Raw genomic sequence first — 21,956 nt, 5'->3', positions numbered from 1 at the left:
CTGGGGATATTTGATCGAAACTCGCTGCATCCAGACGCGTCTCCCGCGCCGAAGTGGTCTGCAGTGGCGGTCCGGAAATTGCTCAGTACGCTGAGCATTCCGCGGTCGGACCGCCTGCGGCACTGTGACACGCGCCAGACCAGGAGGCCACGTGGACGACGGCGACCTCGCCCTCGCCGGAGGGAGCATCCGCTCGACCGCTGCGCTCGCGCACGCCGTCGAGGACGCCACCCGGCTCGCGACATCGACGCTGCAGGACCTGCTCGTCGAACGCGCCGTGCGCGCCGGCCGGCACGCCGACGCCGCGCGCGTGCTGTGGGAGGACCTCGCCTCGACCCTCGGCGGCAAGCTCATGCGCCCCCGGCTCACCGCGGCGGCCTACCTCGGCCTCGGCGGCACCGACCTCGGCGCCGTCGCGCCCGTCGCGGCCGCGCAGGAGGTCCTGCACGTCGCGATGCTCGTCCACGACGACGTCCTCGACCACGACGACGTGCGCCGCGGGCGGCTCAACGTCAGCGGTGCGGCCCGCCGGCGCGGGCTCACCCGGGGACTGCCCGCGGTCGACGCCGACGCGCAGGCGCTCGCGGCCGGGATCCTCGCCGGCGACCTCGCACTCGCCTCAGCGTTCCGCCTCGTCGCGCGCACACCCGTGCCCGGCGACGTGCGCGAGCGACTCACGGACCTGCTCGCCGACGGCGTCGAGACGGCCGTCGCGGGGGAGCTGCTCGACGTCGCGTCCGAGACGCTCGCGCCCGCCGACGTCGACGCGCTGCTCGTCGCCGCGCTCAAGACCGCCGAGTACTCCTGCCGCGTCCCGCTCGCGTCCGGCGCGGTCCTCGCCGGCGCCGACGAGGACGTGCTGCGGCGCCTCGACGACGTCGCCGCCGCGCTGGGCCTGGCGTTCCAGCTCACCGACGACGACCTCGGGGTGTTCGGGGACCCGGCCGTCACGGGCAAGTCGGTGCTGTCCGACCTGCGCCGCGGCAAGCGGACCGAGCTGCTGCGGGTCGCCTACGACCGCTCCGGGCCCGCGGGCCGCGCGACGCTCGACCGGTACGTCGGGCAGCCGGACCTCGACGAGGAGGGCGCGGCGCTCGTGCGCGCGGTCATGGTCGACTCGGGTGCGCTCGCGGCCGTGCGGACGCTCGTCGCGCGCACCGCGCGCGCGGCCCGCGAGCACGCCCGCGCGCTGCCGGAGCCGTTGGCGGACTACCTTGTGGGCGTCGTCGACGATCTGGTCGGACGGGGGCACTGATGGTGGTCGAGCACGCGCACGAGCCGGCGCGACGCCCCGACGCGCCCCGGCCCGCGGCACCCGCGGGTGCGCGCGACGCCTTCGCGGGGGCCGCGCACGACCGCTCCGTGCGGCTGTACGACACGACCGCCGCGCGCACGAGCGCGCTCGTCCTCGGCGCGTACTCGACGTCGTTCGGCTGGGGCTCGCGGCTGCTCGGGCGGCGCGCGCACCGCGACATCGAGGCGGTCTACGGCCTGGTCCGGCTCGCGGACGAGGTCGTCGACACGTTCGGCGGGCCGGGCGCGGCGCAGGAGCTCGACGAGCTCGAGGCGCAGACGGTCCGCGCGCTGCGCACCGGCTACTCGACGAACCTCGTCGTGCACGCCTTCGCCCGGACCGCGCGGCGCACGGGCATCACGACCGCCGAGACCGCGCCGTTCTTCGCCTCCATGCGCGCCGACCTGCACGCCACCGTGCACGACCGGGAGAGCTTCGAGCAGTACGTGTACGGGTCGGCGGAGGTCGTCGGGCTCATGTGCGTGCGGGTGTTCCTCAACGCCGACCGGATTCCCGGGGAGCCGCTCGTCGAGCCGGACCCGCAGCAGGTCGCGGGCGCGCGCGCACTCGGGGCCGCCTTCCAGAAGATCAACTTCCTGCGCGACCTCGGGGTCGACGCGCACGAGCTCGGGCGGGCGTACTTCCCCGGCACCGAGCGGGGCCGGCTCACCGAGGAGCAGCGCGCGCAGGTGCTCGACGAGATCGGCCGGGACGTCGCCGTCGCGCGCGCCGCGCTGCCGCGGCTGCCTGGGCGCTCCCGGTACGCCGTCGCCGCGACGCTCGCGCTCTACGACCGGCTGCTCGCCGACCTCGCGGCGCAGCCCGCGGACCGGCTGACGGCGGCGCGCGTGCGCGTGCCCGGGCCGGTGAAGGTGCGCGTCGTGGCCGGCGCGGTCGGCCGGCAGTGGTGGGCGCGGCGACGCGCGGGCGGACGGGACGGACAGGCATGACGACGACGGCACCACGGGCCGGCGGCTCCGACGCGCCCCCGGCGGGCCGCACCCCGCGGTCGCGCGCTGCGACCGGCACGGCTGCGCAGCCCGGTGACGGGCCCGGCCGGGTGGTCGTCGTCGGCGGCGGGATCGGCGGGCTCATGACGGCCGCGCTGCTCGCGCGCGGGGGCGCGCAGGTCACGCTGCTCGAGCGGCACGAGCGGCTCGGCGGACGGATGGGCACGCTCACCGTCGACGGGTTCCGGTTCGACACCGGGCCGTCCTGGTACTTCATGCCCGAGGTGTTCGCGCACGCGTTCGCGCTGCTCGGCGAGCGGGTCGAGGACCACCTCGACCTCGTGCCGCTCGACCCCGCGTACCGGCTGTTCACCGAGCCGCAGACGCCGGGCGGGCGTGCGGAGGGCTTCGACCTGGTCGCCGACGCGGAGCAGAACTGGGCGACGTTCGAGGCGCTCGAGCCGGGCGCGGGCGAGGCCGTGCGGCGCTACGCGCAGGACGCGTCGCTCGCGTACCGCACCGCGCTCGACCACTTCCTGTGGACGACGTTCCAGCGCCCCGACCGGCTGCTGTCCGCGCCGGTCGTGCGGCGCTCGGGGACGCTCGTCGACCTGCTCACGCACACCCTCGCGGAGAAGGTCGAGCGGACCGTGCAGCACCCGGTGCTGCGGCAGGCGCTCGGGTACCACGCGGTGTTCCTCGGGTCCTCGCCGTACCGCGTCCCCGCGCTGTACTCGCTCATGAGCCACCTCGACCTCGTCGACGGCGTGCGCTACCCGCGCGGCGGCATGTACACCGTGATCGAGGCGCTCGAACGGCTCGCCGTGCGCGAAGGCGTCGAGATCCGCACCGGCGCCGACGTCGTCGAGATCGACGTGGAGCCCGCACCGCGCACCGCCCGGACCCCGCGGCGCACCGGCGTCGCACGCGGCGTCCGGCTCGCGACCGGCGAGCTCGTCGAGGCGGACGTCGTCGTGTCCGGCGCCGACCGCCACCACACCGAGACCGCGCTGCTCGACCCGCGGCACAGCGACCATCCCGCGCCCACGTGGGAGCGCAGCGGCCCCGGCATCTCCGCGCTGCTCGTCATGGCCGGCGTTCGCGGCGCGCTGCCGGAGCTCGCGCACCACTCGCTGTTCTTCACGCGGGACTGGCCCGGCAACTTCGCGGACATCCTCGGCGACGGGCGCTCGACGCCCGCCGACCGGCTGCGCGTGCCCGAGGTCGCGTCCGTGTACGCGTCGCGCACCACCGCGACCGACCCGACCGCGGCCCCGCCGGGGCACGAGAACCTCTTCCTGCTCGTGCCGTTCCCGGCGGACGCGTCCCTCGGCGACGGCGCCCCCGGCAGCCCCGAGCGTGACGAGGTCGAGCGGCACGCCGACCGTTTCCTCGACCAGGTCGGCGCGTGGGCCGGCATCGACGACCTGCGCGGCCGCGTGGTCACGCGGCACGTCGTCGCACCCGCCGACTTCGCGCGAGACCTGTCCGCGTGGCGCGGCACCGCGCTCGGCATGGAGCACACGCTCGCGCAGAGCGCGATGTTCCGCCCCGGGGACGCGTCCGCGCGGGTGCCGAACCTGCTGCACGTCGGCGGGGGCACCGTCCCGGGCGTCGGGCTGCCGATGTGCCTCATCAGTGCCGAGCTCGTCGCGAAGCGGCTGCTGGGCGAGACGTCGACGCGACCGCTGCCCGCACCGCTGCGGCCCGGCTTCCTCGACGCGGCTCGGCCCGCCGGGGTGTGGAGCGCGGTGCGGGCCGGGCGCGCATGAGGTTCGCGTACCTGGGGGCGCTGCTGCTGTCCCTCGGCGGGCTCGCGCTGCTCGACCGGCGGTTCCGGCTCGCGTTCTGGCACGACGCGCGCCGCGCCGCGCTCACGGTCGGCATCGGCGTGCTGGCCTTCCTGCTCTGGGACGTCGCGGGGCTCGTCCTCGGGATCTTCGCGCGCGGGGACTCGCCCCACATGACGGGCCTGCTGCTGGCGCCCGAGCTGCCCGTCGAGGAGGCCTTCTTCCTCGCGCTGCTCTGCTACACCGCGCTGCTGGCCTGGCGCTGGTTCGACCGGACGGCGTCGCTGCGGGACGCCGGGGTGCGTGCGCGCGCGGGCGGGTCGGGCGGCGCCGACGGCCCCGGGACCGGCGGACGGGGTGGCCCCGCGTGACCAACATCGTGCTCAACGTGGCCGTGCTCGTCGTGCTGCTCGCGGTGTCGTTCCCGACGCTGCGGCGGCTGCGCGGGATGCCGCTCGTGTGGACCGTCGTGCACCTGTGCCTGCTCACGGCCGTGTTCGACACGCTGATGATCGGTGCCGACCTGTACGTCTTCGACCCGGACAAGATCCTCGGCGTGTACGTCTGGGGCGCGCCGCTCGAGGACTTCGCGTACGCGATCGCCGCGGCGGTCGGGATGCCCGTGCTCTGGACGGTCCTCGGGCGCCGGCGTCGGGCCGCCGCGGCGGAGGGCGCCGCATGAGGGAGGTCCTCGCCGCGTCGCGGCCGTTCTCCTGGATCAACACGGCCTACCCGTTCGCCGCGGGCTACCTCATGGCGACGGGCGGCCGTCTCGACGCGACGTTCGTCGTCGGCACGCTGTTCTTCCTCGTGCCGTACAACCTGCTGATGTACGGCGTGAACGACGTGTTCGACTACGCGTCCGACCTGCGCAACCCGCGCAAGGGCGGGATCGAGGGCGGTCTGGTCGCGCCCGAGCGGGCCGCCGCCGTGCACCGGCGGATCCTGTGGTCGAGCGTCCTGCTGCCGCTGCCGTTCGTCGCGTGGCTCGTCGCCGTGGGGGACGCCGCCGCGACCGCGGTGCTCACCCTCGTGCTGTTCCTCGTCGTCGCCTACTCGGCACCGGTGCTGCGGTTCAAGGAGCGGCCCGTCCTCGACTCGTTCACCTCGGCGATGCACTTCGTCGGGCCGCTGCTGTACGCGCTCGTGCTGGTCGACGCCGACCTGGCGGCCCGGACCGCGTGGCCCGTGCTGGTCGCGTTCGTGCTGTGGGGCATGGCGTCGCACGCGTTCGGCGCCGTGCAGGACGTGCGCGCCGACCGCGAGGGCGGCATCGCGTCGGTCGCGACCGCACTCGGGGCGCACCGGACCGTCGTGCTCGCGACGCTGCTGTACGTCGGCGCCGCGGGCGTGCTGCTCGTCGTGCCGTGGCCGGGCGTGCTCGCCGCCCTGCTGCCCCTGCCTTACGCGGTGAGCACCGCGGTGTTCTGGCGTGTCACCGACGACGACTGCGAGCGGGCCAATGCCGGCTGGCGCCGGTTCCTGTGGCTCAACCTCGTCACGGGGTTCCTCGTGACGATGCTGCTCATCGCGGTCGCGCGGACCTAGGGGCGCCGGTCACGCCGGCGCGCTCACGGGGTCGGCCCCGGTCGGGCCGGGCAGCGGTCCGTGCTCGGGCAGGACCGCGTCGGCGTCGAAGCAGGGGGCGCGCAGCTGGGTCAGGGTCGCCCAGCCGCGGGCCAGCAGGCCGGCGTCGGTCTCGGGCTCACGCGTGATCTCGACGTCCGAGTACGTGAGCTGCAGGTGCCCGTGCTCGAGCTCGTGGATGCGGGCCTGGACCGCGCCGAACGACGCGAGCGGTGCCTTGCGCAGGCCGCGCACCTGGTCGGCGGGCAGGTCCGGGACGTTGAGGTTGACGACGCGCGCGTGCCGGTCGCCGTCATGCTGCTCCGCGAGCCAGTCGAGGACGGGCCGCGCGAACGCCGCAGCCGTCTCCCAGTGCCGGGGCTCGTGGTAGGCGATCGACACCGCCAGGCCGGGGATGTCGTGCGTCGCGCCCGACAGCGTCGCGCCGACCGTGCCCGAGTGCAGCACCGCGTGCCCGGTGTTCGCGCCGCGGTTCACGCCCGACAGGATCAGGTCCGGCTTCGGGCCGAAGCCGCCGTACGCCGCGACGAACGCGATGAGGCCCGGCGCCGCCCGGACCGCGAACGACGTCACGTCGTCCGGCAGGCCCGGCGGGGACTTCGGCGCGACGATCAGCCGCCCGTCCTGCTCCGCCCCCAGCAGCGACGCGCTCGCGCCCGACGACTCCCGCGCGGGCGCCGCGACCACGACGTCGTGGCCCGCCTCGAGCGCCATCGCGGCGAGCGTCGTCAGGCCGGGGGAGTCGATGCCGTCGTCGTTCGTCACCAGCACGCGCACGGTGAGCCGCCTCTCGTCGGTGTCGTCCCATCGGACCGGACGTCCGGTGCGGGCGCCACCGGGGCGGGCGGCCGTCAGGAGCCGGCGCCACCGTCGGCGGGGCGGACCTGCACGCGCCGCGCGAACCGTTCGATCTGCTCACGACGGCCCGTCCCGAGGCCGCGGCGCGTGACGTTGAGCGCGCCCGCCGCGGCGCCGAGGCGGACCGCCTCCGCCAGGGTGAGTCCGCGGCCCAGCCCGACGGCGATGCCCGCGGTCATCGAGTCGCCCGCGCCGCGGTGGTCGACGACCGTGATGGGCGGCGGGACGACCTCGTGCGTCTCGCCGGCGGTGACGATGAGGACCGGCTCGCCGGCCCGCGAGACGACGACCGCGTCGAGCCCCTGCTCGACGAACCGCAGGGCGGCTCCCCGCAGGTCGTCGAGGCTGTCGGACGCGACGAAACCGCCGTCGACGAGCTCCTCGTGGCTGATCTTGAGCACCGCGCCGCCCGCCTGCGCGAAGGCCGCCGCGGCGCGGCCCGACAGGTCCGCCACGACCGTCCGGCCCGCGGCGCGCAGGTCGCGCGCGAGCCGGCCCACGACCGCCGCGGGCAGGATCCGCGCCGGGTCCGCGCCCGTCAGGACCGTGACGTCGGCGTCCATGGCCTCGACCAGGACCGTGCCGTACAGGTCGTCGAGCTCGTGCCGGTCCAGCGGGTGCGGCGGCGTCTCGGCGACCTCCCGCCGGTCGCCGTCGCGGCGGTCGTGCACGTACGCGCCGTTGCCGCCCGCGTAGGCCGTCGGGCGCACGCGCAGCCGCTCGACCTCCGCGAGGTGTGCGAGCACCGTCCCCGTCTCGCCGCCGAACGGCCCGCACACCACGACGTCCGCGCCCAGCGACACCGCCATGCGGCCCACCCACAGGCCCTGCCCGCCCGCGTGCACGTGCACCTCCGGGTGCGACTCCTCGCTCGTCGGCGGCTCGATCGTCACCGTGAGCAGGGGCGTGGGCGCGAGCACGCAGACCCGCGGGGTGCGGGGCTCGTCGGAAGCGCTGCGGTCCGGCATGAGCCGAGTGTGCTCGGAGGGCGGGTGCGCCGCGCGGCGAGGGGCAGGGGATCCGGAGCACGCCGCGAGGAGGTCCTCGCGGCCGTCCAGGCGCTCCGTGCGCGGTCCGTCGACGAGGCCCTCGCCCGGCGCGGACGGCTCCCGGGGCCCGGCGGCGTGAGCGACCTCAAGGGCCGGGTCCCGATCGCCCTGGGGAGCCGTCAGGGCTTGTCGGGGGCGCGGCCCCGGACCTCGTCGGCGACGAAGCGTCGGTGCGCGTCGGCGAGCTTCGCGCGGGCCGCCGCGCCGAGGTCGACGCCGAGCACGTCGGCCAGGCAGACGAGGTAGACGAGCACGTCGGCCATCTCCTCGGCGGCGCGCGCCTTGCGCTCGGGTACCGCGAAGGCGGTGACGGCCTCGTCGGCCCGGACCCACTGGAACAGCTCGGCCAGCTCGCCCACCTCGCCGACGAGGGCGAGGATCACGGACTTCGGGTCGTGGAACTGCTGCCAGTCCCGCTCCGCGGAGAACTCGCGGACCAGGCGGGTCAGCTCGGCGATCTCGCGCTCGTCGGGCGTCGTCATGCGGCCACCCTGGCACGGGCAGCGCCCGCGGCGCCCGCGGCGCCCGCAGCGGCCGCGGCGGACGTGGCGCCGCGCGCCGGCGTCACGTCGGCGGCACGAACTGGCTGAGCGTGAGCTCGGCGCCCTGCGGGTCGCGGACGGTCACCGCGCGCGTCCAGTCGTTGACCTCGGAGCCCAGGACGGTCCCGCCGTGCCGCTCGACGGCCTCGGCCGTGGCGTCGCGGTCCTCGACCGAGAAGGTCACGTGCCAGGTCGCGGGCCCGTCGGTCGGGGTGATCCAGCCGATCGCGTCGGCGAACCCGGGCGGGGCCGAGACGTCGTCCTGCCGCTCGTGGATCCCGGGGTCGACCGTGGCGGCGAGGTGGTCGCCGTAGCCCGGCACGCGGATCATCGTCGCGAACCCGAGGTCGGTGAACTCCCAGCCGAACAGCCGTCCGTACAGGTCCTGCGCGGCGGCCGGGTCGGTGGTGCGCAGGTCGCTGAAGTTCCACGTGCCCGGGGCGTTCGTGATCTGCGCGCCCAGGCGACGCCTCGGCTGCCACAGCCGCAGGCGTGCGCCCTGCGGGTCGGTGAACGCCGCCCACGTGCCGCCCTCTCCGGCGACAGTCGGGCCTGCGGTGACCGTGGCGCCGACCTCCTCGACGCGGCGGAGCGTGGCGGCGACGTCGTCGACCGCGACGTACGTCTGCCACGACGGGTCGCCCGGGCTGCCCGTGGGGGTGCGCGGGCCGCCGATGCCGGCCGCGTCGCGTCCCTCGACCTGCGCGACGACGTAGCGCGCGGGTGTCTGCGGCGGGGTCGCGTCGTGGAACGTCCAGCCGAGGACCGCGCCGTAGAAGGCCGTCGCGGCCTCGACGTCGTCCTGCTCGATGTCGACCCAGGACGTGACGCCCTGCGGGTAGGTGCGCTGCACGGTGGTGCTCCCTCGCTCGTCGGGGTGGCCGCCCGTCGGGTCGTCGCCGCGGCCCGGCGCGACTGCGTCGACCGTACGAGTGACCTCTGACACCGTCCCGCGACGGCGGTAGACATGTGCGGGCCGCCCCGCGACGGCGGCAGTCGGGATCGCGGACGGGAGCGGCCCGTCACTCGTCCGTGTGAACCCTTCACCCGCCCGACGGCGCCGAGCAACCGTTTGCCGGTCCTCCCGAGGGCGAGGGGAGGTCGCGCGTCGTGGAAGCGGTCTCAGGGGCCGTGACCAGCGTCAACGTCCTGCACGACAGGCGCCTGACCTGGGGAATCGCACGGGTGCCCGCATCCGGCGCCGCCGGGGCGCGAGGCGCGACGGCGGCTCGGGGTGCGTTGACCCGCTTCCGACGCCGTCGCTAGTGTCGCAAGTGAACCATTAGTACGTGATCTTTACAAATCACCGGTTCCCATCCCCCATGGAGGCCCCATGCGTCCCAGTCACCACGACCCCGCCCACCGGCCGCGCCGGCGACGGCTCGCCGCCACCGCGATCACCGCCTTCCTCGGCGTCGCGACCGCGCTCGTCGCCGCGACCCTGCCGACCGCCGCGTCCGCCGCCGGATCCCTCACCGCGACGTTCACCTCCACCGGCAACTGGGGGAGTGGGCACGAGGTCGCCGTCCGCGTCACCAACGGCTCCTCCGCACCGGTGAGCTCGTGGACGCTCGAGTTCGACCTGCCCGCCGGCGTGGCGATCACCAGCTCGTGGGACGCCGACGTCACCCGCAGCGGCAACCACTACCGCGCCACGTCCAAGAGCTGGGCGGGTGCGCTCGCCCCGGGTGCGACGCAGCAGTGGGGCTACGTCGCGTCCGGCCCGTTCGGCGCGCCGAGCGGCTGCACCGTCAACGGCGGCTCCTGCTCGGGCGGTCCCGGCCCGAGCCCCACGCCGACCACCCCGACGCCGACGCCGACGACCCCCACGCCGACGCCGACCACCCCGACGCCCACGCCCACCACGCCCGGCCCGTCGGGCCAGAAGGTCGTCGGCTACTTCGCCGAGTGGGGCGTCTACGGCCGCGGCTACCACGTCAAGAACATCGAGACGTCCGGCTCCGCCGACAAGCTCACGCACATCCTGTACGCGTTCGGGAACACCACCAACGGCCGCTGCAGCATCGGTGACTCCTACGCCGACTACGAGAAGGCGTACACCGCCGCGGAGAGCGTCGACGGCGTCGCCGACACGTGGGACCAGCCGCTGCGCGGCAGCTTCAACCAGCTCCGCAAGCTCAAGGCCATGCACCCCGACCTCAAGGTCATCTGGTCGTTCGGCGGGTGGACCTGGTCCGGCGGCTTCACGCAGGCCGCGCAGAACCCGCAGGCGTTCGCCGAGTCCTGCTACAACCTCGTCGAGGACCCGCGCTGGGCCGACGTGTTCGACGGCATCGACGTCGACTGGGAGTACCCGAACGCGTGCGGCCTGACGTGCGACACCAGCGGGCCGAAGGCCTTCGACGACGTCGTCACCGCGCTGCGCAACAAGTTCGGCTCGAAGGCCCTGGTCACCGCGGCGATCACGGCCGACGGCAGCAACGGCGGCAAGATCGACGCGACCGACTACGCCACGGCCGCGCAGAAGCTCGACTGGATCATGCCCATGACGTACGACTACTTCGGCGCGTTCAACCCGCAGGGCCCGACCGCCCCGCACTCGCCGCTCACGTCGTACTCCGGCATCCCGCAGGCGGGCTTCAACTCGGCCGACGCGGTCGCGAAGCTCAAGGCCAAGGGCGTGCCGTCGAACAAGATCCTGCTCGGCATCGGGTTCTACGGCCGCGGCTGGAACGGCGTCACGCAGACGGCGCCCGGCGGCACCGCGACGGGCCCGGCCCCCGGCACGTACGAGCAGGGGATCGAGGACTACAAGGTCCTCAAGAACCGCTGCCCCGCGACCGGGACCGTCGGCGGCACCGCCTACGCGAAGTGCGGCACCGAGTGGTGGAGCTACGACACCCCGTCGACCATCAACGGGAAGATGACCTGGGCCAAGAACCAGGGCCTGGGCGGCGCGTTCTTCTGGGAGCTGTCCGGCGACACCTCGAACGGCGAGCTCATCACGGCCATCAGCAACGGCCTGAGGTAGCGCGCGGCGACGCGGCCCCGGACCCCCCTTCCTCTCCCTCGGGTCCGGGGCCGCGTCGTGTCGGTGCCCCGGCGTAGCGTGCGACGCATGACCATCGCCCGGTTCCCGTCGTTCGTCATCGACTGTCCCGAGCCGCTCACGCTGGCCCGGTTCTACGGCACGCTGCTCGGCTGGGAGGTCTCCGGCGACGAGGGGTGGGCCGACATCCGCGAGGGCGAGACGCAGTGCATCTCGTTCCAGCGCGTCGAGCCCTACACGCCGCCGCGGTGGCCCGGCCAGGACGTGCCGCAGCAGATGCACCTCGACGTCATGGTGCAGGACCTCGACGCCGCCGAGCCCGAGGTGCTGGCCCTCGGCGCGACCAAGGCCGAGCACCAGCCCGGCGAGACGTTCCGGGTGTTCCTGGACCCGGCCGGCCACCCGTTCTGCCTCTGCGTGAGCTGACGCGGGCCGTGGCTCGGGCCGCCCGCGGCACGTGGCGCCGAGCCGACCGGAGCCGCGTCACGCAGGGTGGTAGGCCCGCTGCCGCTCGACGGGGGCCGCGGCGAAGTCGCCGACGCCGTTGACGACCTCGCCCACGCCGACGTGCAGGCCGCGCGCCAGCCCGAACCCCTTGAGCACCCCCGCCCGCGCGTCGACGTCCTCCTCGCGATGGCTGCCGCCGCCGTCGAGCCGGACCGACTGCACGCGGATGGGCCCGATGACCTGCCCGCCGTCGCCGACGTGCGTCGCGCCGACGAGCTGAGGGCCGTTCATGAGGCGCACCTCGTCGCCGACGAGGATCGTCGTCCCCTCCCCGGCGAGGACCTGCACGCCGCCGGGGCCGTACTCGCCGCACGCGCCGACGACGAGCCGCCCACCGTCCTGCGCGCGCAGGAAGCAGCCGGGGTAGAAGACGTTGCCGTGCCCGACGACCAGCTCCGAGCGTTCGTCCGCCTCCAGCACCGTGCCCGGGTAGAACGTGTTGCCGTCCCCGACCACCGCGAAGCGGCTGACCAGGACGGAGTGCGGGTCGAGCACGGTGTTCCGCCGGCCGAGCGCCCGGGTCTGCGCCACGGACAGGAACTCGCCGCGGGCTCCGCGCGGCTCGTCGTCGACGGCTGGCTCGTGCGCGGCGGGGTCGTGCGCCGGTGCCTCGCGGGACGCATCTCGACCTGCGGTGTCCACGTGATCTCCTCGGGAGCGGTGTGCCCGAGATCGTAGGGACATACGTCGGTCCTCCGTCACAGCAGCCCGGCCAGCCGGTAGAGCACGAGCGAGCCGGCGACGGCGACGTTGAGGCTCGCGCCGGTGCCGACCATCGGGATCTCGACGGTGACGTCGAGCAGGTCGAGCGCCTCCGGCGGGATCCCGGTCTGCTCGTGCCCCAGCACCACGACCGTGCGTCGCCGGGCCGCGGGCAGGTCTCCGAGCCGCACGGACTCCTCGGCGAGCTCGACGCCGACGACCGTGCTGCCGCGGTCGCGTTGCCGCTCGAGCCAGCGGACCCGGTTCCCGGTCCAGTGCACGCACGCCGGGTGGCGCAGGGTGTTGCCGCGCTCCAGCGCCTCGGGGACCCAGGGCAGCCGCGGGACGGCCAGGCATGCGCCGACCGCGTCGCACGTGCGCAGCAGGGTGCCGAGGTTGACGCCGTGCAACGGCCACAGCGGGGCCACGACGAGCTGGTCCCAGCACGAGTGGGGGTGCGGGCGGCGGTCGCGTCGCAGGTCCTTCGGGGTGCGCACGCGCACCTGCGGGCCGTTCACGGGCGGACGAGGGCGGACCCTCCGGGCTCAACGGTCATGGTGAGGCGTGCTTCGCGGCGCACGTGGGCCATCGTCGGGAGCGGCCATCGTTCCGCACGACGCCGTCGTGCGGAACCCCTTCTGCTGGGCCCGTCGCGGCGACGGGCGCGGCGGGCGCGAGACGCGTGGCGCGGGCGGGCGACGTGGGGGGGAACGCGGGTGGTGGCGTGGGGGACTCCGACGGCCGGTAGCGGACGCGTCTCCACCGATGAAGAAATGTTGCCTGCTGAAACGTTTTGCACCCAGTCTGGGCGGCCGTACTCCGTGCCAGAGTGTCCGCGTCCTGCTGTGTGAGCGCTAACACGGCGCACCAGCCAGCCTCACAGAGACGCACCTGGAGACAGCGATGAGCGACGACGACGTCGACGGTCGCGAGCGAAGCGGTTCGATGCACCCCACGCCCCGACGGGCCCGCCGACGGTCCTGGGCCGGCGCACTCGCGCTGAGCCTCGCCGTCACGGGGGCCATGGTGGCGACGGTGGCGCCCCCGTCTGCGGCGGCGTCGATCGACACCTCGGCGTCGTACGTGCTGGTGAACCGTGGCAGCGGCAAGGCGCTGGACGTGTACAACCTGGCGACGACGGACGGCGCGAAGATCGTGTCGTGGTCGCGCAACGACGGCGCGCAGCAGCAGTGGCAGTTCGTGGACTCCGGTGGCGGCTACTACCGGCTGAAGTCGAAGCTGTCGGGCAAGGTGCTCGACATCACCGGTCGCTCGACGGCCGACGGCGCCGCCGTGATCCAGTGGTCCGACGCGAACTCCACGAACCAGCAGTTCAGCGTGCAGGACGTCGACGGGTACGTCCAGCTCGTGGCCCGGCACAGCGGCAAGGCCGTCGAGGTGCAGGGTGCGTCCACGGCCGACGGCGCGGCCGTCGTGCAGTACGCCGACTGGAACGGCGCCAACCAGCAGTGGCAGCTCGTCAAGGTCGGCGGCACGAACCCGAACCCCACCCCGTCGGGCACGTTCACCAACCCCGTCGTCTGGCAGGACTTCGCCGACGGCGACATCATCCGCGTCGGCGACGCCTACTACTACTCGGCCTCGACCATGCACTACTCGCCCGGTGCGCCGATCCTGCGCTCGTACGACCTGGTCAGCTGGGAGTACGCGGGCCACTCGGTCCCGCGCCTCGACTTCGACGACAGCGGCTACGACCTCACGGGCGGCCGCAAGTACGTCAAGGGGATCTGGGCGTCGGCGCTGACCTACCGTCCCAGCACCAGCACCTACTACTGGCTGGGCTGCACCGAGTTCAACCGCACCTACGTCTACACGGCACCCGCGGTCGACGGGACGTGGACCAAGAAGGCGCGCATCAACGGGTGCTACTACGACGCGGGCCTGCTCGTCGACACCGACGACACGATGTACGTCGCGTACGGCAACGGCACGATCAGCGTCGCGCAGCTCAACGCCGACGGGACCGCACAGGTGCGCGCGCAGCAGGTGTTCCAGACGCCGTCGAGCGTCGGAACCCTCGAGGGTGCGCGCTTCTACAAGCGCAACGGCTACTACTACATCTGGCTCACGCGGCCCGCGAACGGGCAGTACGTGCTGCGGTCGACGTCGCCGTTCGGACCGTACGAGATGCGTCAGGTGCTGCTCGACCTGCCCGGGCCGATCTCCGGCGGGGGAGTCCCGCACCAGGGCGGGATCGTCCAGACGCAGGCCGGCGACTGGTGGTACATGGCCTTCACCGACGCCTACCCGGGCGGCCGGATGCCGACGCTCGCGCCGCTCACCTGGAGCGCCGACGGGTGGCCGTCCGTGCAGACGGTGAACGGTCGCTGGGGCACGACGTACGACAGGCCCCGGATCACGACCACGAAGACGGTCGCGTCGATGATCGGCCGCGACACGTTCACGGGCCCGACGCTCGGCCACCGGTGGGAGTGGAACCACAACCCCGACACCAGCCGGTTCTCGGTGAACGACGGCCTGCGGCTCCAGACGGCCACCGTCACGAACGACCTGTACAGCGCGCGCAACACGCTCACGCACCGCATCCAGGGGCCGACGTCGACGGCGACGATCGAGCTCGACTACTCGCAGATGGCTGACGGCGACCGCTCGGGGCTCGCGATGCTGCGCCAGTCGTCGGCCTGGATCGGGGTGGTTCGCTCCAACGGCACCACGCGCGTCGTGATGACCGACGGGCTCACGATGAACAGCTCGTGGGCGACCACCGGGACGGGGGTCGAGCGCGCCTCGGCGCCCGTGTCCGGCGGGCGGATCTGGCTGCGCACGCACGCCGACATCCGCCCTGGCTCAGGCCGGACGGCGACCTTCTCCTACAGCACCGATGGAACCACGTTCGTCCCGCTCAGGCCCGCGTTCACGCTGAACAACGCGTGGGAGTTCTTCATGGGCTACCGGTTCGGGATCTTCAACCACGCGACGCGGGCCCTCGGCGGATCCGTGACGGTCCGCAGCTTCGACCTGACCACGCCCTGACGACGTCCCTGACCAGGCCCTGACCACGCCCTGACCACGCCCGAGCAGGCGTCCCCAGACCGACGGCGCGCCGGTGCGCCGTCCCGGCAGGAAGCGAGTGACGATGCACACGAAACTCCACGCGACCCCACGCCACGGGTGGCGTCCACGGGCCGCCGCGCTGGCCGCCACGGCCGGGCTGGTCCTCACGACGTTCGCCGCGATCTCGACGCCGGCGCAGGCCGCGTCGACGCTCGGCGCGTCGGCGGCGGAGAAGGGCCGGTACTACGGCACCGCGATCGCCGCAGGGCGGATGGGCGACAGCACGTACATGACCATCGCGAACCGCGAGTTCAACATGATCACCGCCGAGAACGAGATGAAGATGGACGCGACGGAGCCGTCGCAGGGCCGCTTCACCTTCACCAACGGCGACCGCATCGTCAACTGGGCGCTCAGCAACGGCAAGCGCGTCCGCGGGCACACGCTCGCGTGGCACGCCCAGCAGCCCGGGTGGATGCAGAGCATGTCGGGCTCGGCGCTGCGCAACGCCCTCATCAACCACGTCACGCAGGTCGCGTCGTACTACCGCGGCAAGGTCTACGCCTGGGACGTCGTCAACGAGGCGTTCGCCGACGACGGGCGCGGCAGCCGGCGCGACTCGAACCTGCAGCGCACCGGCAACGACTGGATCGAGGCCGCGTTCCGCGCCGCCCGGGCCGCCGACCCGGGAGCGAAGCTCTGCTACAACGACTACAACACCGACGGCATCAACGCGAAGTCCACGGCCGTCTACAACATGGTCCGCGACTTCAGGTCGCGGGGCGTGCCGATCGACTGCGTCGGCTTCCAGGCGCACCTCGGCACGAGCCTGCCGAGCGACTTCCAGGCGAACCTCCAGCGGTTCTCCGACCTCGGCGTCGAGGTCCAGCTCACCGAGCTCGACATCCAGCAGGGCAGCAACCAGGCGAACATGTACGCCCAGGTGACGAACGCCTGCCTCGCGGTGGCGCGCTGCACCGGCATCACCGTGTGGGGCGTGCGCGACTCCGACTCGTGGCGCACCGGGGCCAACCCGCTGCTCTTCGACGCCTCCGGCAACAAGAAGCCCGCGTACACGTCCGTGCTGAACGCCCTCAACGCGGGCGGCAGCAACGGCGGTGGCAGCAGCTCGATCGAGGCCGGCGCCTGGTACGTGCTCGTCAACCGCAACAGCGGCAAGGCCCTCGACGTGTACAACCTGGCGACCAACGACGGCGCCCGGATCACGCAGTGGACCCGCAACGACGGCAGCCAGCAGCAGTGGCAGTTCCAGCTCAACAGCGACGGCTACTACGAGGTCAAGTCCCGCCTGTCGGGCAAGAACCTCGACGTGTCCGGCAAGTCGACCGCCGACGGCGGCGCGATCGTCCAGTGGACCGACAACGACGGCGCCAACCAGCAGTGGCGCGCCACCGTCACCAACGGCTACGCGACCCTCATCAGCCGCCTCAGCGGCAAGGCGCTCGAGGTGCAGGGAGCCTCGACGGCCGACGGCGCCAACATCGTCCAGTACACGAGCTGGAACGGCGCCAACCAGCAGTGGCAGCTCGTCCGCGTCGGCTGACCGACACCCCGGGGTGGGGCGTCGACCGGCGCCCCACCCCCGCAACCCCGAAGGAGTGGGACACATGAGAACGACCCCAGGAACTCTCGCGCTGAGCGCGCGACGACGCTGGCAGGCAGGGCTCCTCGTCGTGAGCGTCGCCGCCGCCGGGCTCGTCGCCGCGGCGACCGCAGCACCGCCCGCGGCGGCGGCGTCGATCGACACCTCGGCGTCGTACGTGCTGGTGAACCGTGGCAGCGGCAAGGCGCTGGACGTGTACAACCTGGCGACGACGGACGGCGCGAAGATCGTGCAGTGGTCGCGCAACGACGGTGCGCAGCAGCAGTGGCAGTTCGTGGACTCCGGTGGCGGCTACTACCGGCTGAAGTCGAAGCTGTCGGGCAAGGTGCTGGACGTCTCGAACCGGTCCACCGCCGACGGCGCCGCGATCATCCAGTGGTCCGACGCGAACTCCACGAACCAGCAGTTCAGCGTGCAGGACGTCGACGGGTACGTCCAGCTCGTGGCCCGGCACAGCGGCAAGGCCGTCGAGGTGCAGGGTGCGTCCACGGCCGACGGCGCGGCCGTCGTGCAGTACGCCGACTGGAACGGCGCCAACCAGCAGTGGCAGCTCGTGCGCGTCGGCAGCACCGACCCGACCACCCCGCCGCCGACCGGCTCGTGCAGCCTGCCGTTGAGGTACAGCTGGTCCTCCACCGGTGCGCTCGCCCAGCCGCGCTCCGGATGGGCCTCGCTGAAGGACTTCACGACCGCCCCGTACAACGGTCAGCACCTCGTCTACGCGACGACGCACGACTTCGGCACGTCGTGGGGCTCGATGAACTTCGGGCTCGTCTCGAACCTCACCCAGCTCGGCTCCGCGTCGCAGAACGCCATGTCGTCCTCGACCGTCGCACCCTCGCTGTTCTACTTCGCACCCAAGAACATCTGGGTGCTCGCCTACCAGTGGGGCGGTGCGGCGTTCTCCTACCGCACCTCGAGCAACCCGACGAACCCCAACGGCTGGTCCGCGCCGCAGACCCTGTTCTCCGGCTCCATCACCGGCTCCGGGACCGGCCCCATCGACCAGACGATCATCGGTGACGGCCAGAACATGTACCTGTTCTTCGCCGGCGACAACGGCAAGATCTACCGCGCCAGCATGCCGATCGGGAACTTCCCCGGCTCCTTCGGCTCGTCCTCGACCGTCGTCATGAGCGACACCACGAACAACCTGTTCGAGGCACCGCAGGTCTACAAGGTCAAGGACCAGAACCTCTACCTCATGATCGTCGAGGCCATCGGCGCGAACGGCCGGTACTTCCGCTCGTTCACCGCCACCAGCCTGTCCGGCTCGTGGACCCCGCAGGCCGCCACCGAGAGCAACCCCTTCGCGGGCAAGGCCAACAGCGGCGCCACCTGGACCAACGACATCAGCCACGGCGAGCTGATCCGCACCTCCGCGGACCAGACCAACACCATCGACCCGTGCAACCTGCAGCTGCTCTATCAGGGCCGCTCGCCGTCGTCCGGCGGTGACTACGGGCTCCTGCCGTACCGGCCGGGCCTGCTGACGCTCCGGCGCTGACGGTCGGGTCACCACGCCGCTCCCGGTGTCGCTGAGGGGGACGGACGCGCACCGACGCGGCGTGGGTCGAAGGGGCGGGCTTCCCACCGGGAGCCCGCCCCTTCTCGCGGCTCGGCGCAGGCGTGGCGCCCGGCGGGACCTCGGTCCGTCGTCGGCCGACGGGGTGCGGCACACGATGGGAGCGGGTGCGCGGAAGGAGCCGCGATGGGGACCACCAGGACACCGACCGGCCCGGCCGTCGCCACGGACGGCGGGGTGGGCCTCCGTGGGCCCAGCCTCGGACCGGCGCGCGCGTGGGTCGCGGCGTCACCACAACCGTCGAGCGCCCCGTGGTCGCAGGTTCTGGGTGCCCAGCGCGACGACGGCAGCTGGGGCGCCGCCGACGACTGGCCTCGACGCGCCCTGCCCACCCTCTGGACCGCCTCGACGCTCGCTGAGCTCGACCACCTCGGTGAGCTCGACCGTGCCGGTCCGCCCGCCGCGGGAGCGGGCCCGGTGCGCCGCCCTGCGGCGGTGGACGTCAGGGCGGCCTGCGCCGCCGCGCTGCACTTCCTCGGCGACCGTGCGCTGACCGACGAGGGCGTCTTCTCGCGTGACGGTACCCCGGCCGGTGTGCTCGCCTGCTACGTCGCGATCGCGGCGACGACGTTCCTGCTCGGCGGCCGGACGGATCTCGCCGCGCCGCAGGTCGACTGGATCCTGCGGTACCAGGACGTCCGGGTGCAGGGCCGCTCCCGCCGCGGCGATCCCGACGTCTACCACCCGGGGCTCGCGACCCGGTACGGCGGCTGCCTCGCCTCCACCAGCTGCGTCATCGGGGTGGTCAAGGCAGGGCGCGCACTGCGCCTCTGGCGGGACCTGACGGACCCACGAGACGACGACCGGGCCGCCCAGGTGCGTGACATGCTCCACGTCGTCCGCGGCGCACTGCTCGAACGCGAGCTCATGTACACGCACAGCCACGACATCCTTCCGCTCGGCACGCGAGCGGACCGGGCCGCGGACTGGCTGGCACCCACCTTCCCGCTCGACTGGCGCACCGACCTGGTCGAGGTCGTCGGCCAGGTCGCGGGCACGGGACCGCCGGACGCACGGATGCAGCCCGCGCTCGACCATCTCGCGCAGACGCAGCTGCCCACCGGCGGGTGGCCCCTGCGACGCACCTTCTGGCCCTCCGGGTTCCCGCCGCTCGAACCGCGGTCCCGCGCGGCGAGCCGGCTGGCCACGTTGCGCGTGCTCGACGCGCTGACGCCTCTCGGAGAGTGATCGACATGCCCCGACCGACCACGAAGGACCAGCTGCTCGCCGCGGCGGCATCGCGTTTCGACGCCCTCACCGCACTGATCGACTCGATGACCGACGACGAGCGCGACGCGGCGTTCGACTTCGCCCCCGACCACCGCCGCACGGAAGCGCACTGGAGCCGCGACAAGAACCTGCGTGACGTGCTCGTGCACCTGCACGAATGGCACCTGCTCCTCCTGGAGTGGGTCGCGACCAACGAACGGGGCGTCGCGCGGCCCTTCCTGCCGGAGCCGTACACCTGGAAGACCTACGGCCAGATGAACGAGGAGATCTGGGCCCGGCACCAGGCGACGCCTCTGCCGCACGCCCGTGAGCTGCTCGACTCCAGTCACGCCCGGGTGACGGAGATGATCGAACGGTTCACCGACGCCGAGCTGTTCGAGAAGCAGCACTTCGCCTGGACCGGGACGACGACGCTCGGTTCCTACTGCGTATCGGCGACGTCGAGCCACTACGACTGGGCCGCCAAGAAGCTCCGCGTCCACCTGTCGTCGCGCGCACCGAGCCGGGCGACGCGCCGCGCATCCGCCGTGCCGACCGCACCCTGACGCCCCGCCCGACCAATCCCGCCGCGAAGGCCCCCGATCCCACCCCGTCGACGTACTCACCGTCACCCACGGTAGGGTCGGAGCCGCCGCAGGAGCCCCAGCCGGGGCTTGGCGGTGCGACGTGACGACCAGACGCCACGGCCCAGAGCCCGCGCCCGCACCGCGAGGGGTCTGACCGGGCTGCTGACGCGTCCTTCGCGCCTGTAGCTCAGGGGATAGAGCACCGCTCTCCTAAAGCGGGTGTCGGCAGTTCGAATCTGCCCAGGCGCACAGAAGTGTTATCGCAGGTCAGAGGCGGTATCGGCGCCGGAGCCGCGGTAGGGCTCGTGTCCGATTTGTCGGGCATTGGTCAGCGCGTGGTCAGCGACTTGTCTCAGTACGTGGACGGCCTGTCAAGGACGTGGACGGACGCCGGCGGACGGAGCGCCCTCGCTCCGGAGGCCCCCCGCGCGCCCGGCCGGTTGCGGTTGGGCCGTCGACAACGGGGGCAGAGGCACAATGCAGGGGTGCGCCGCGACCCCGCCGTCAACGCATGGTTTCTCCACCCGGCGATGCTCGACGGCCTGCTCTACTCCAACAGGAGGGCCCGCGTTCGCGCGGGTACGCTTCAGCGGCTCCGGGGCGACGTGTACGCGTATGCCAGGGATCTAGAGGACTGGCTTTCCGAACACGACGTTCCGAGCATTCGCCAGGCAGTCCTGTCTGGGCAGTGCGCCGAAGGCATGTTGGTGACGGCAGACCTCCCGTGGCAGTGGAGCGATGTGGCCTCTGAGCGCGCCAGGGCGCACGCCGGCGAGCCCGTGCGGTCGTCGTTCTGGGCGCACCTGCACGACGACGACCGTGACCCCGTAGAAGTCAGCGGCAGCTTCGACCCGCGGAAGCTCACGTGCAGCACGGCGAACGTCGAGCTGCGCGGCCGCCGCTCGCAGTGGATCTTCGGCCAGGTCTCAACGGTGCACGCCCATGCCGTGGAACTTCGGCCGATTGCCATCGCAACGCTGCTGCTTGCACCGCCGCCTGGCCAGTGGTCGCCCGACTGGCAACGGGTGTACCCGCGGCAGGTCGACCAGTGGAGCGGCGTCGACTGGGAGGGTCAAGTCGGCGACGACGACCTGGCGCGGCTCAAGTCCATACCCGAGCAGGAGGTGAAGCGCGCCCTTGCCGCGCTAATCGGCGAGCCAGTCGTGCCAGCCGACTGGGGCGGTGAGGTCAACGACCTGTACACGAGCCGGCTCATGGTCGACGGTCGCCAGCAGTCGGCGGCCTTCCTGCTCAAGGGACCAGCTCGGTTCTCGCCCATGACGATCGCGCATCTGGGGAAGAACGGCGACCAACTGACCCGGCTCGCACGAAGCCCTGCCGATGTCCTCGTGCTTCAGCACTGCCACCACATCCGCCCGGAGGTCATCTCGTACCTGCAAGACGTCACCAGCAACTTCCGTCACGTCCGGCGGTACCTCGTCCTAGACGGCCCGGACACCTACAGGTTGCTGTCTGCCGCCGGGTACCTCGACCCACGCGCGTGACTCTCGCGGCCGCTCGAGTGGGTTCGTCGGTTCCGGCCGGGGCCGCGTGGCCCGTGCCGATGGAAGGCTGCCCGTTACATCATTGCCCGCTCGGCTCCGCACGCTGAGAACAAGAAGAGGC

At 73.1% G+C, this 21,956-nt stretch carries 20 protein-coding genes and 1 tRNA gene; 15 read left to right on the top strand and 6 right to left on the bottom strand.

Translation table 11 applies throughout. The features are described from left to right. The first annotated feature begins 151 nt into the window (after nt 1-151). The 6 genes from CELF_RS15995 to CELF_RS15970 are packed head-to-tail and all read left to right on the top strand — an operon-like array spanning nt 152 to nt 5,582. Nucleotides 152-1,255, top strand: a complete 1,104-nt coding sequence (locus CELF_RS15995; RefSeq protein WP_013772309.1) for a polyprenyl synthetase family protein — start codon at nt 152-154, stop codon at nt 1,253-1,255. After that, nucleotides 1,255-2,244, top strand: a complete 990-nt coding sequence (locus CELF_RS15990; RefSeq protein WP_013772308.1) for a phytoene/squalene synthase family protein — start codon at nt 1,255-1,257, stop codon at nt 2,242-2,244. Before CELF_RS15995 ends, CELF_RS15990 begins: the two co-directional genes overlap by 1 nt. After that, the gene (gene crtI / locus CELF_RS15985) at nt 2,241-4,016 is read left to right on the top strand and encodes a phytoene desaturase family protein (RefSeq protein WP_013772307.1); all 1,776 of its coding nucleotides are present in this window, start codon (nt 2,241-2,243) and stop codon (nt 4,014-4,016) included. The genes CELF_RS15990 and crtI overlap by 4 nt, the downstream gene beginning before the upstream one ends. Then, a complete protein-coding gene (locus CELF_RS15980; protein WP_013772306.1) occupies nt 4,013-4,405 on the top strand; it encodes a lycopene cyclase domain-containing protein in 393 nt (130 codons plus the stop codon). Before crtI ends, CELF_RS15980 begins: the two co-directional genes overlap by 4 nt. Next, nucleotides 4,402-4,716: a lycopene cyclase domain-containing protein gene (locus tag CELF_RS15975; RefSeq protein WP_013772305.1), complete on the top strand. Its 315-nt coding sequence runs from the start codon at nt 4,402-4,404 to the stop codon at nt 4,714-4,716. The genes CELF_RS15980 and CELF_RS15975 overlap by 4 nt, the downstream gene beginning before the upstream one ends. Then, complete coding sequence (locus CELF_RS15970) at nt 4,713-5,582, top strand: prenyltransferase (protein ID WP_013772304.1); 870 nt, start codon at nt 4,713-4,715, stop codon at nt 5,580-5,582. Before CELF_RS15975 ends, CELF_RS15970 begins: the two co-directional genes overlap by 4 nt. Before the next feature lie 9 nt (nt 5,583-5,591). On the opposite strand, the gene surE is transcribed toward CELF_RS15970, so the two are convergent. From surE to CELF_RS15950, 4 genes are all read right to left on the bottom strand, one after another. Further along, entirely contained in the window at nt 5,592-6,386 is a 795-nt protein-coding gene (gene surE / locus CELF_RS15965) for a 5'/3'-nucleotidase SurE (protein ID WP_280509172.1), read from the bottom strand. An 86-nt stretch (nt 6,387-6,472) separates the two neighbouring features. Continuing rightward, nucleotides 6,473-7,447: a 1-phosphofructokinase family hexose kinase gene (locus CELF_RS15960; protein ID WP_013772302.1), complete on the bottom strand. Its 975-nt coding sequence runs from the start codon at nt 7,445-7,447 to the stop codon at nt 6,473-6,475. A gap of 200 nt (nt 7,448-7,647) precedes the next feature. Further along, nucleotides 7,648-8,010 carry a nucleotide pyrophosphohydrolase gene (locus CELF_RS15955; protein ID WP_013772301.1) on the bottom strand — a complete coding sequence of 121 codons (363 nt, stop codon included), beginning with the start codon at nt 8,008-8,010 and terminating at the stop codon, nt 7,648-7,650. Nucleotides 8,011-8,092: 82 nt separating this feature from the next. After that, entirely contained in the window at nt 8,093-8,923 is an 831-nt protein-coding gene (locus CELF_RS15950; protein WP_013772300.1) for a VOC family protein, read from the bottom strand. Nucleotides 8,924-9,403: 480 nt separating this feature from the next. Between CELF_RS15950 and CELF_RS15945 the strand changes: the two genes are divergently transcribed. Then, on the top strand, nt 9,404-11,062 hold the full coding sequence (locus tag CELF_RS15945) for a glycosyl hydrolase family 18 protein (RefSeq protein ID WP_013772299.1): 1,659 nt from the start codon (nt 9,404-9,406) through the stop codon (nt 11,060-11,062). A gap of 87 nt (nt 11,063-11,149) precedes the next feature. Next, the gene (locus CELF_RS15940) at nt 11,150-11,506 is read left to right on the top strand and encodes a VOC family protein (RefSeq protein ID WP_013772298.1); all 357 of its coding nucleotides are present in this window, start codon (nt 11,150-11,152) and stop codon (nt 11,504-11,506) included. A 57-nt stretch (nt 11,507-11,563) separates the two neighbouring features. Here the strand turns inward: CELF_RS15940 and CELF_RS15935 are convergent, their stop codons facing one another. Then, on the bottom strand, nt 11,564-12,229 hold the full coding sequence (locus CELF_RS15935) for an acyl-ACP--UDP-N-acetylglucosamine O-acyltransferase family protein (RefSeq protein ID WP_013772297.1): 666 nt from the start codon (nt 12,227-12,229) through the stop codon (nt 11,564-11,566). A 56-nt stretch (nt 12,230-12,285) separates the two neighbouring features. Next, nucleotides 12,286-12,786, bottom strand: coding sequence for a TrmH family RNA methyltransferase (locus tag CELF_RS15930; RefSeq protein WP_244851195.1), 501 nt, complete (start codon nt 12,784-12,786; stop codon nt 12,286-12,288). Nucleotides 12,787-13,192: 406 nt separating this feature from the next. On the opposite strand from CELF_RS15930, the gene CELF_RS15925 reads away from it, so the two are divergent. The 7 genes from CELF_RS15925 (at nt 13,193) to CELF_RS19685 (ending at nt 21,835) form a co-directional block, all read left to right on the top strand. Continuing rightward, nucleotides 13,193-15,304: a family 43 glycosylhydrolase gene (locus tag CELF_RS15925; RefSeq protein WP_013772295.1), complete on the top strand. Its 2,112-nt coding sequence runs from the start codon at nt 13,193-13,195 to the stop codon at nt 15,302-15,304. 103 nt (nt 15,305-15,407) lie between these two features. Then, nucleotides 15,408-16,889 carry a glycoside hydrolase family 10 protein gene (locus tag CELF_RS15920; protein ID WP_013772294.1) on the top strand — a complete coding sequence of 494 codons (1,482 nt, stop codon included), beginning with the start codon at nt 15,408-15,410 and terminating at the stop codon, nt 16,887-16,889. 64 nt (nt 16,890-16,953) lie between these two features. After that, the gene (locus CELF_RS15915) at nt 16,954-18,456 is read left to right on the top strand and encodes a non-reducing end alpha-L-arabinofuranosidase family hydrolase (protein WP_013772293.1); all 1,503 of its coding nucleotides are present in this window, start codon (nt 16,954-16,956) and stop codon (nt 18,454-18,456) included. A gap of 204 nt (nt 18,457-18,660) precedes the next feature. Beyond that, nucleotides 18,661-19,722, top strand: coding sequence for a hypothetical protein (locus CELF_RS15910; protein WP_013772292.1), 1,062 nt, complete (start codon nt 18,661-18,663; stop codon nt 19,720-19,722). A gap of 5 nt (nt 19,723-19,727) precedes the next feature. Continuing rightward, the gene (locus CELF_RS15905; RefSeq protein ID WP_013772291.1) at nt 19,728-20,309 is read left to right on the top strand and encodes a ClbS/DfsB family four-helix bundle protein; all 582 of its coding nucleotides are present in this window, start codon (nt 19,728-19,730) and stop codon (nt 20,307-20,309) included. Nucleotides 20,310-20,506: 197 nt separating this feature from the next. Next, nucleotides 20,507-20,579 (top strand) — tRNA-Arg (locus tag CELF_RS15900). Nucleotides 20,580-20,815: 236 nt separating this feature from the next. Then, a complete protein-coding gene (locus CELF_RS19685) occupies nt 20,816-21,835 on the top strand; it encodes a hypothetical protein (protein ID WP_013772290.1) in 1,020 nt (339 codons plus the stop codon). Nucleotides 21,836-21,956: the final 121 nt, after the last annotated feature.

Source organism: Cellulomonas fimi ATCC 484, from assembly GCF_000212695.1.
Lineage (GTDB): Bacteria > Actinomycetota > Actinomycetes > Actinomycetales > Cellulomonadaceae > Cellulomonas > Cellulomonas fimi.
This window is presented reverse-complemented; position numbering and strand designations above follow the sequence as displayed.

Coding starts and splice junctions, on each gene's coding strand:
- CELF_RS15990 (WP_013772308.1), top strand. CDS start 1,255: ATGGTGGTCGAGCACGCGCACGAGCCGGCGCGACGCCCCGACGCGCCC.
- crtI (WP_013772307.1), top strand. CDS start 2,241: ATGACGACGACGGCACCACGGGCCGGCGGCTCCGACGCGCCCCCGGCG.
- CELF_RS15980 (WP_013772306.1), top strand. CDS start 4,013: ATGAGGTTCGCGTACCTGGGGGCGCTGCTGCTGTCCCTCGGCGGGCTC.
- CELF_RS15970 (WP_013772304.1), top strand. CDS start 4,713: ATGAGGGAGGTCCTCGCCGCGTCGCGGCCGTTCTCCTGGATCAACACG.
- CELF_RS15960 (WP_013772302.1), bottom strand. CDS start 7,447: ATGCCGGACCGCAGCGCTTCCGACGAGCCCCGCACCCCGCGGGTCTGC.
- CELF_RS15955 (WP_013772301.1), bottom strand. CDS start 8,010: ATGACGACGCCCGACGAGCGCGAGATCGCCGAGCTGACCCGCCTGGTC.
- CELF_RS15945 (WP_013772299.1), top strand. CDS start 9,404: ATGCGTCCCAGTCACCACGACCCCGCCCACCGGCCGCGCCGGCGACGG.
- CELF_RS15940 (WP_013772298.1), top strand. CDS start 11,150: ATGACCATCGCCCGGTTCCCGTCGTTCGTCATCGACTGTCCCGAGCCG.
- CELF_RS15925 (WP_013772295.1), top strand. CDS start 13,193: ATGAGCGACGACGACGTCGACGGTCGCGAGCGAAGCGGTTCGATGCAC.
- CELF_RS15920 (WP_013772294.1), top strand. CDS start 15,408: ATGCACACGAAACTCCACGCGACCCCACGCCACGGGTGGCGTCCACGG.
- CELF_RS15915 (WP_013772293.1), top strand. CDS start 16,954: ATGAGAACGACCCCAGGAACTCTCGCGCTGAGCGCGCGACGACGCTGG.
- CELF_RS15910 (WP_013772292.1), top strand. CDS start 18,661: ATGGGGACCACCAGGACACCGACCGGCCCGGCCGTCGCCACGGACGGC.
- CELF_RS15905 (WP_013772291.1), top strand. CDS start 19,728: ATGCCCCGACCGACCACGAAGGACCAGCTGCTCGCCGCGGCGGCATCG.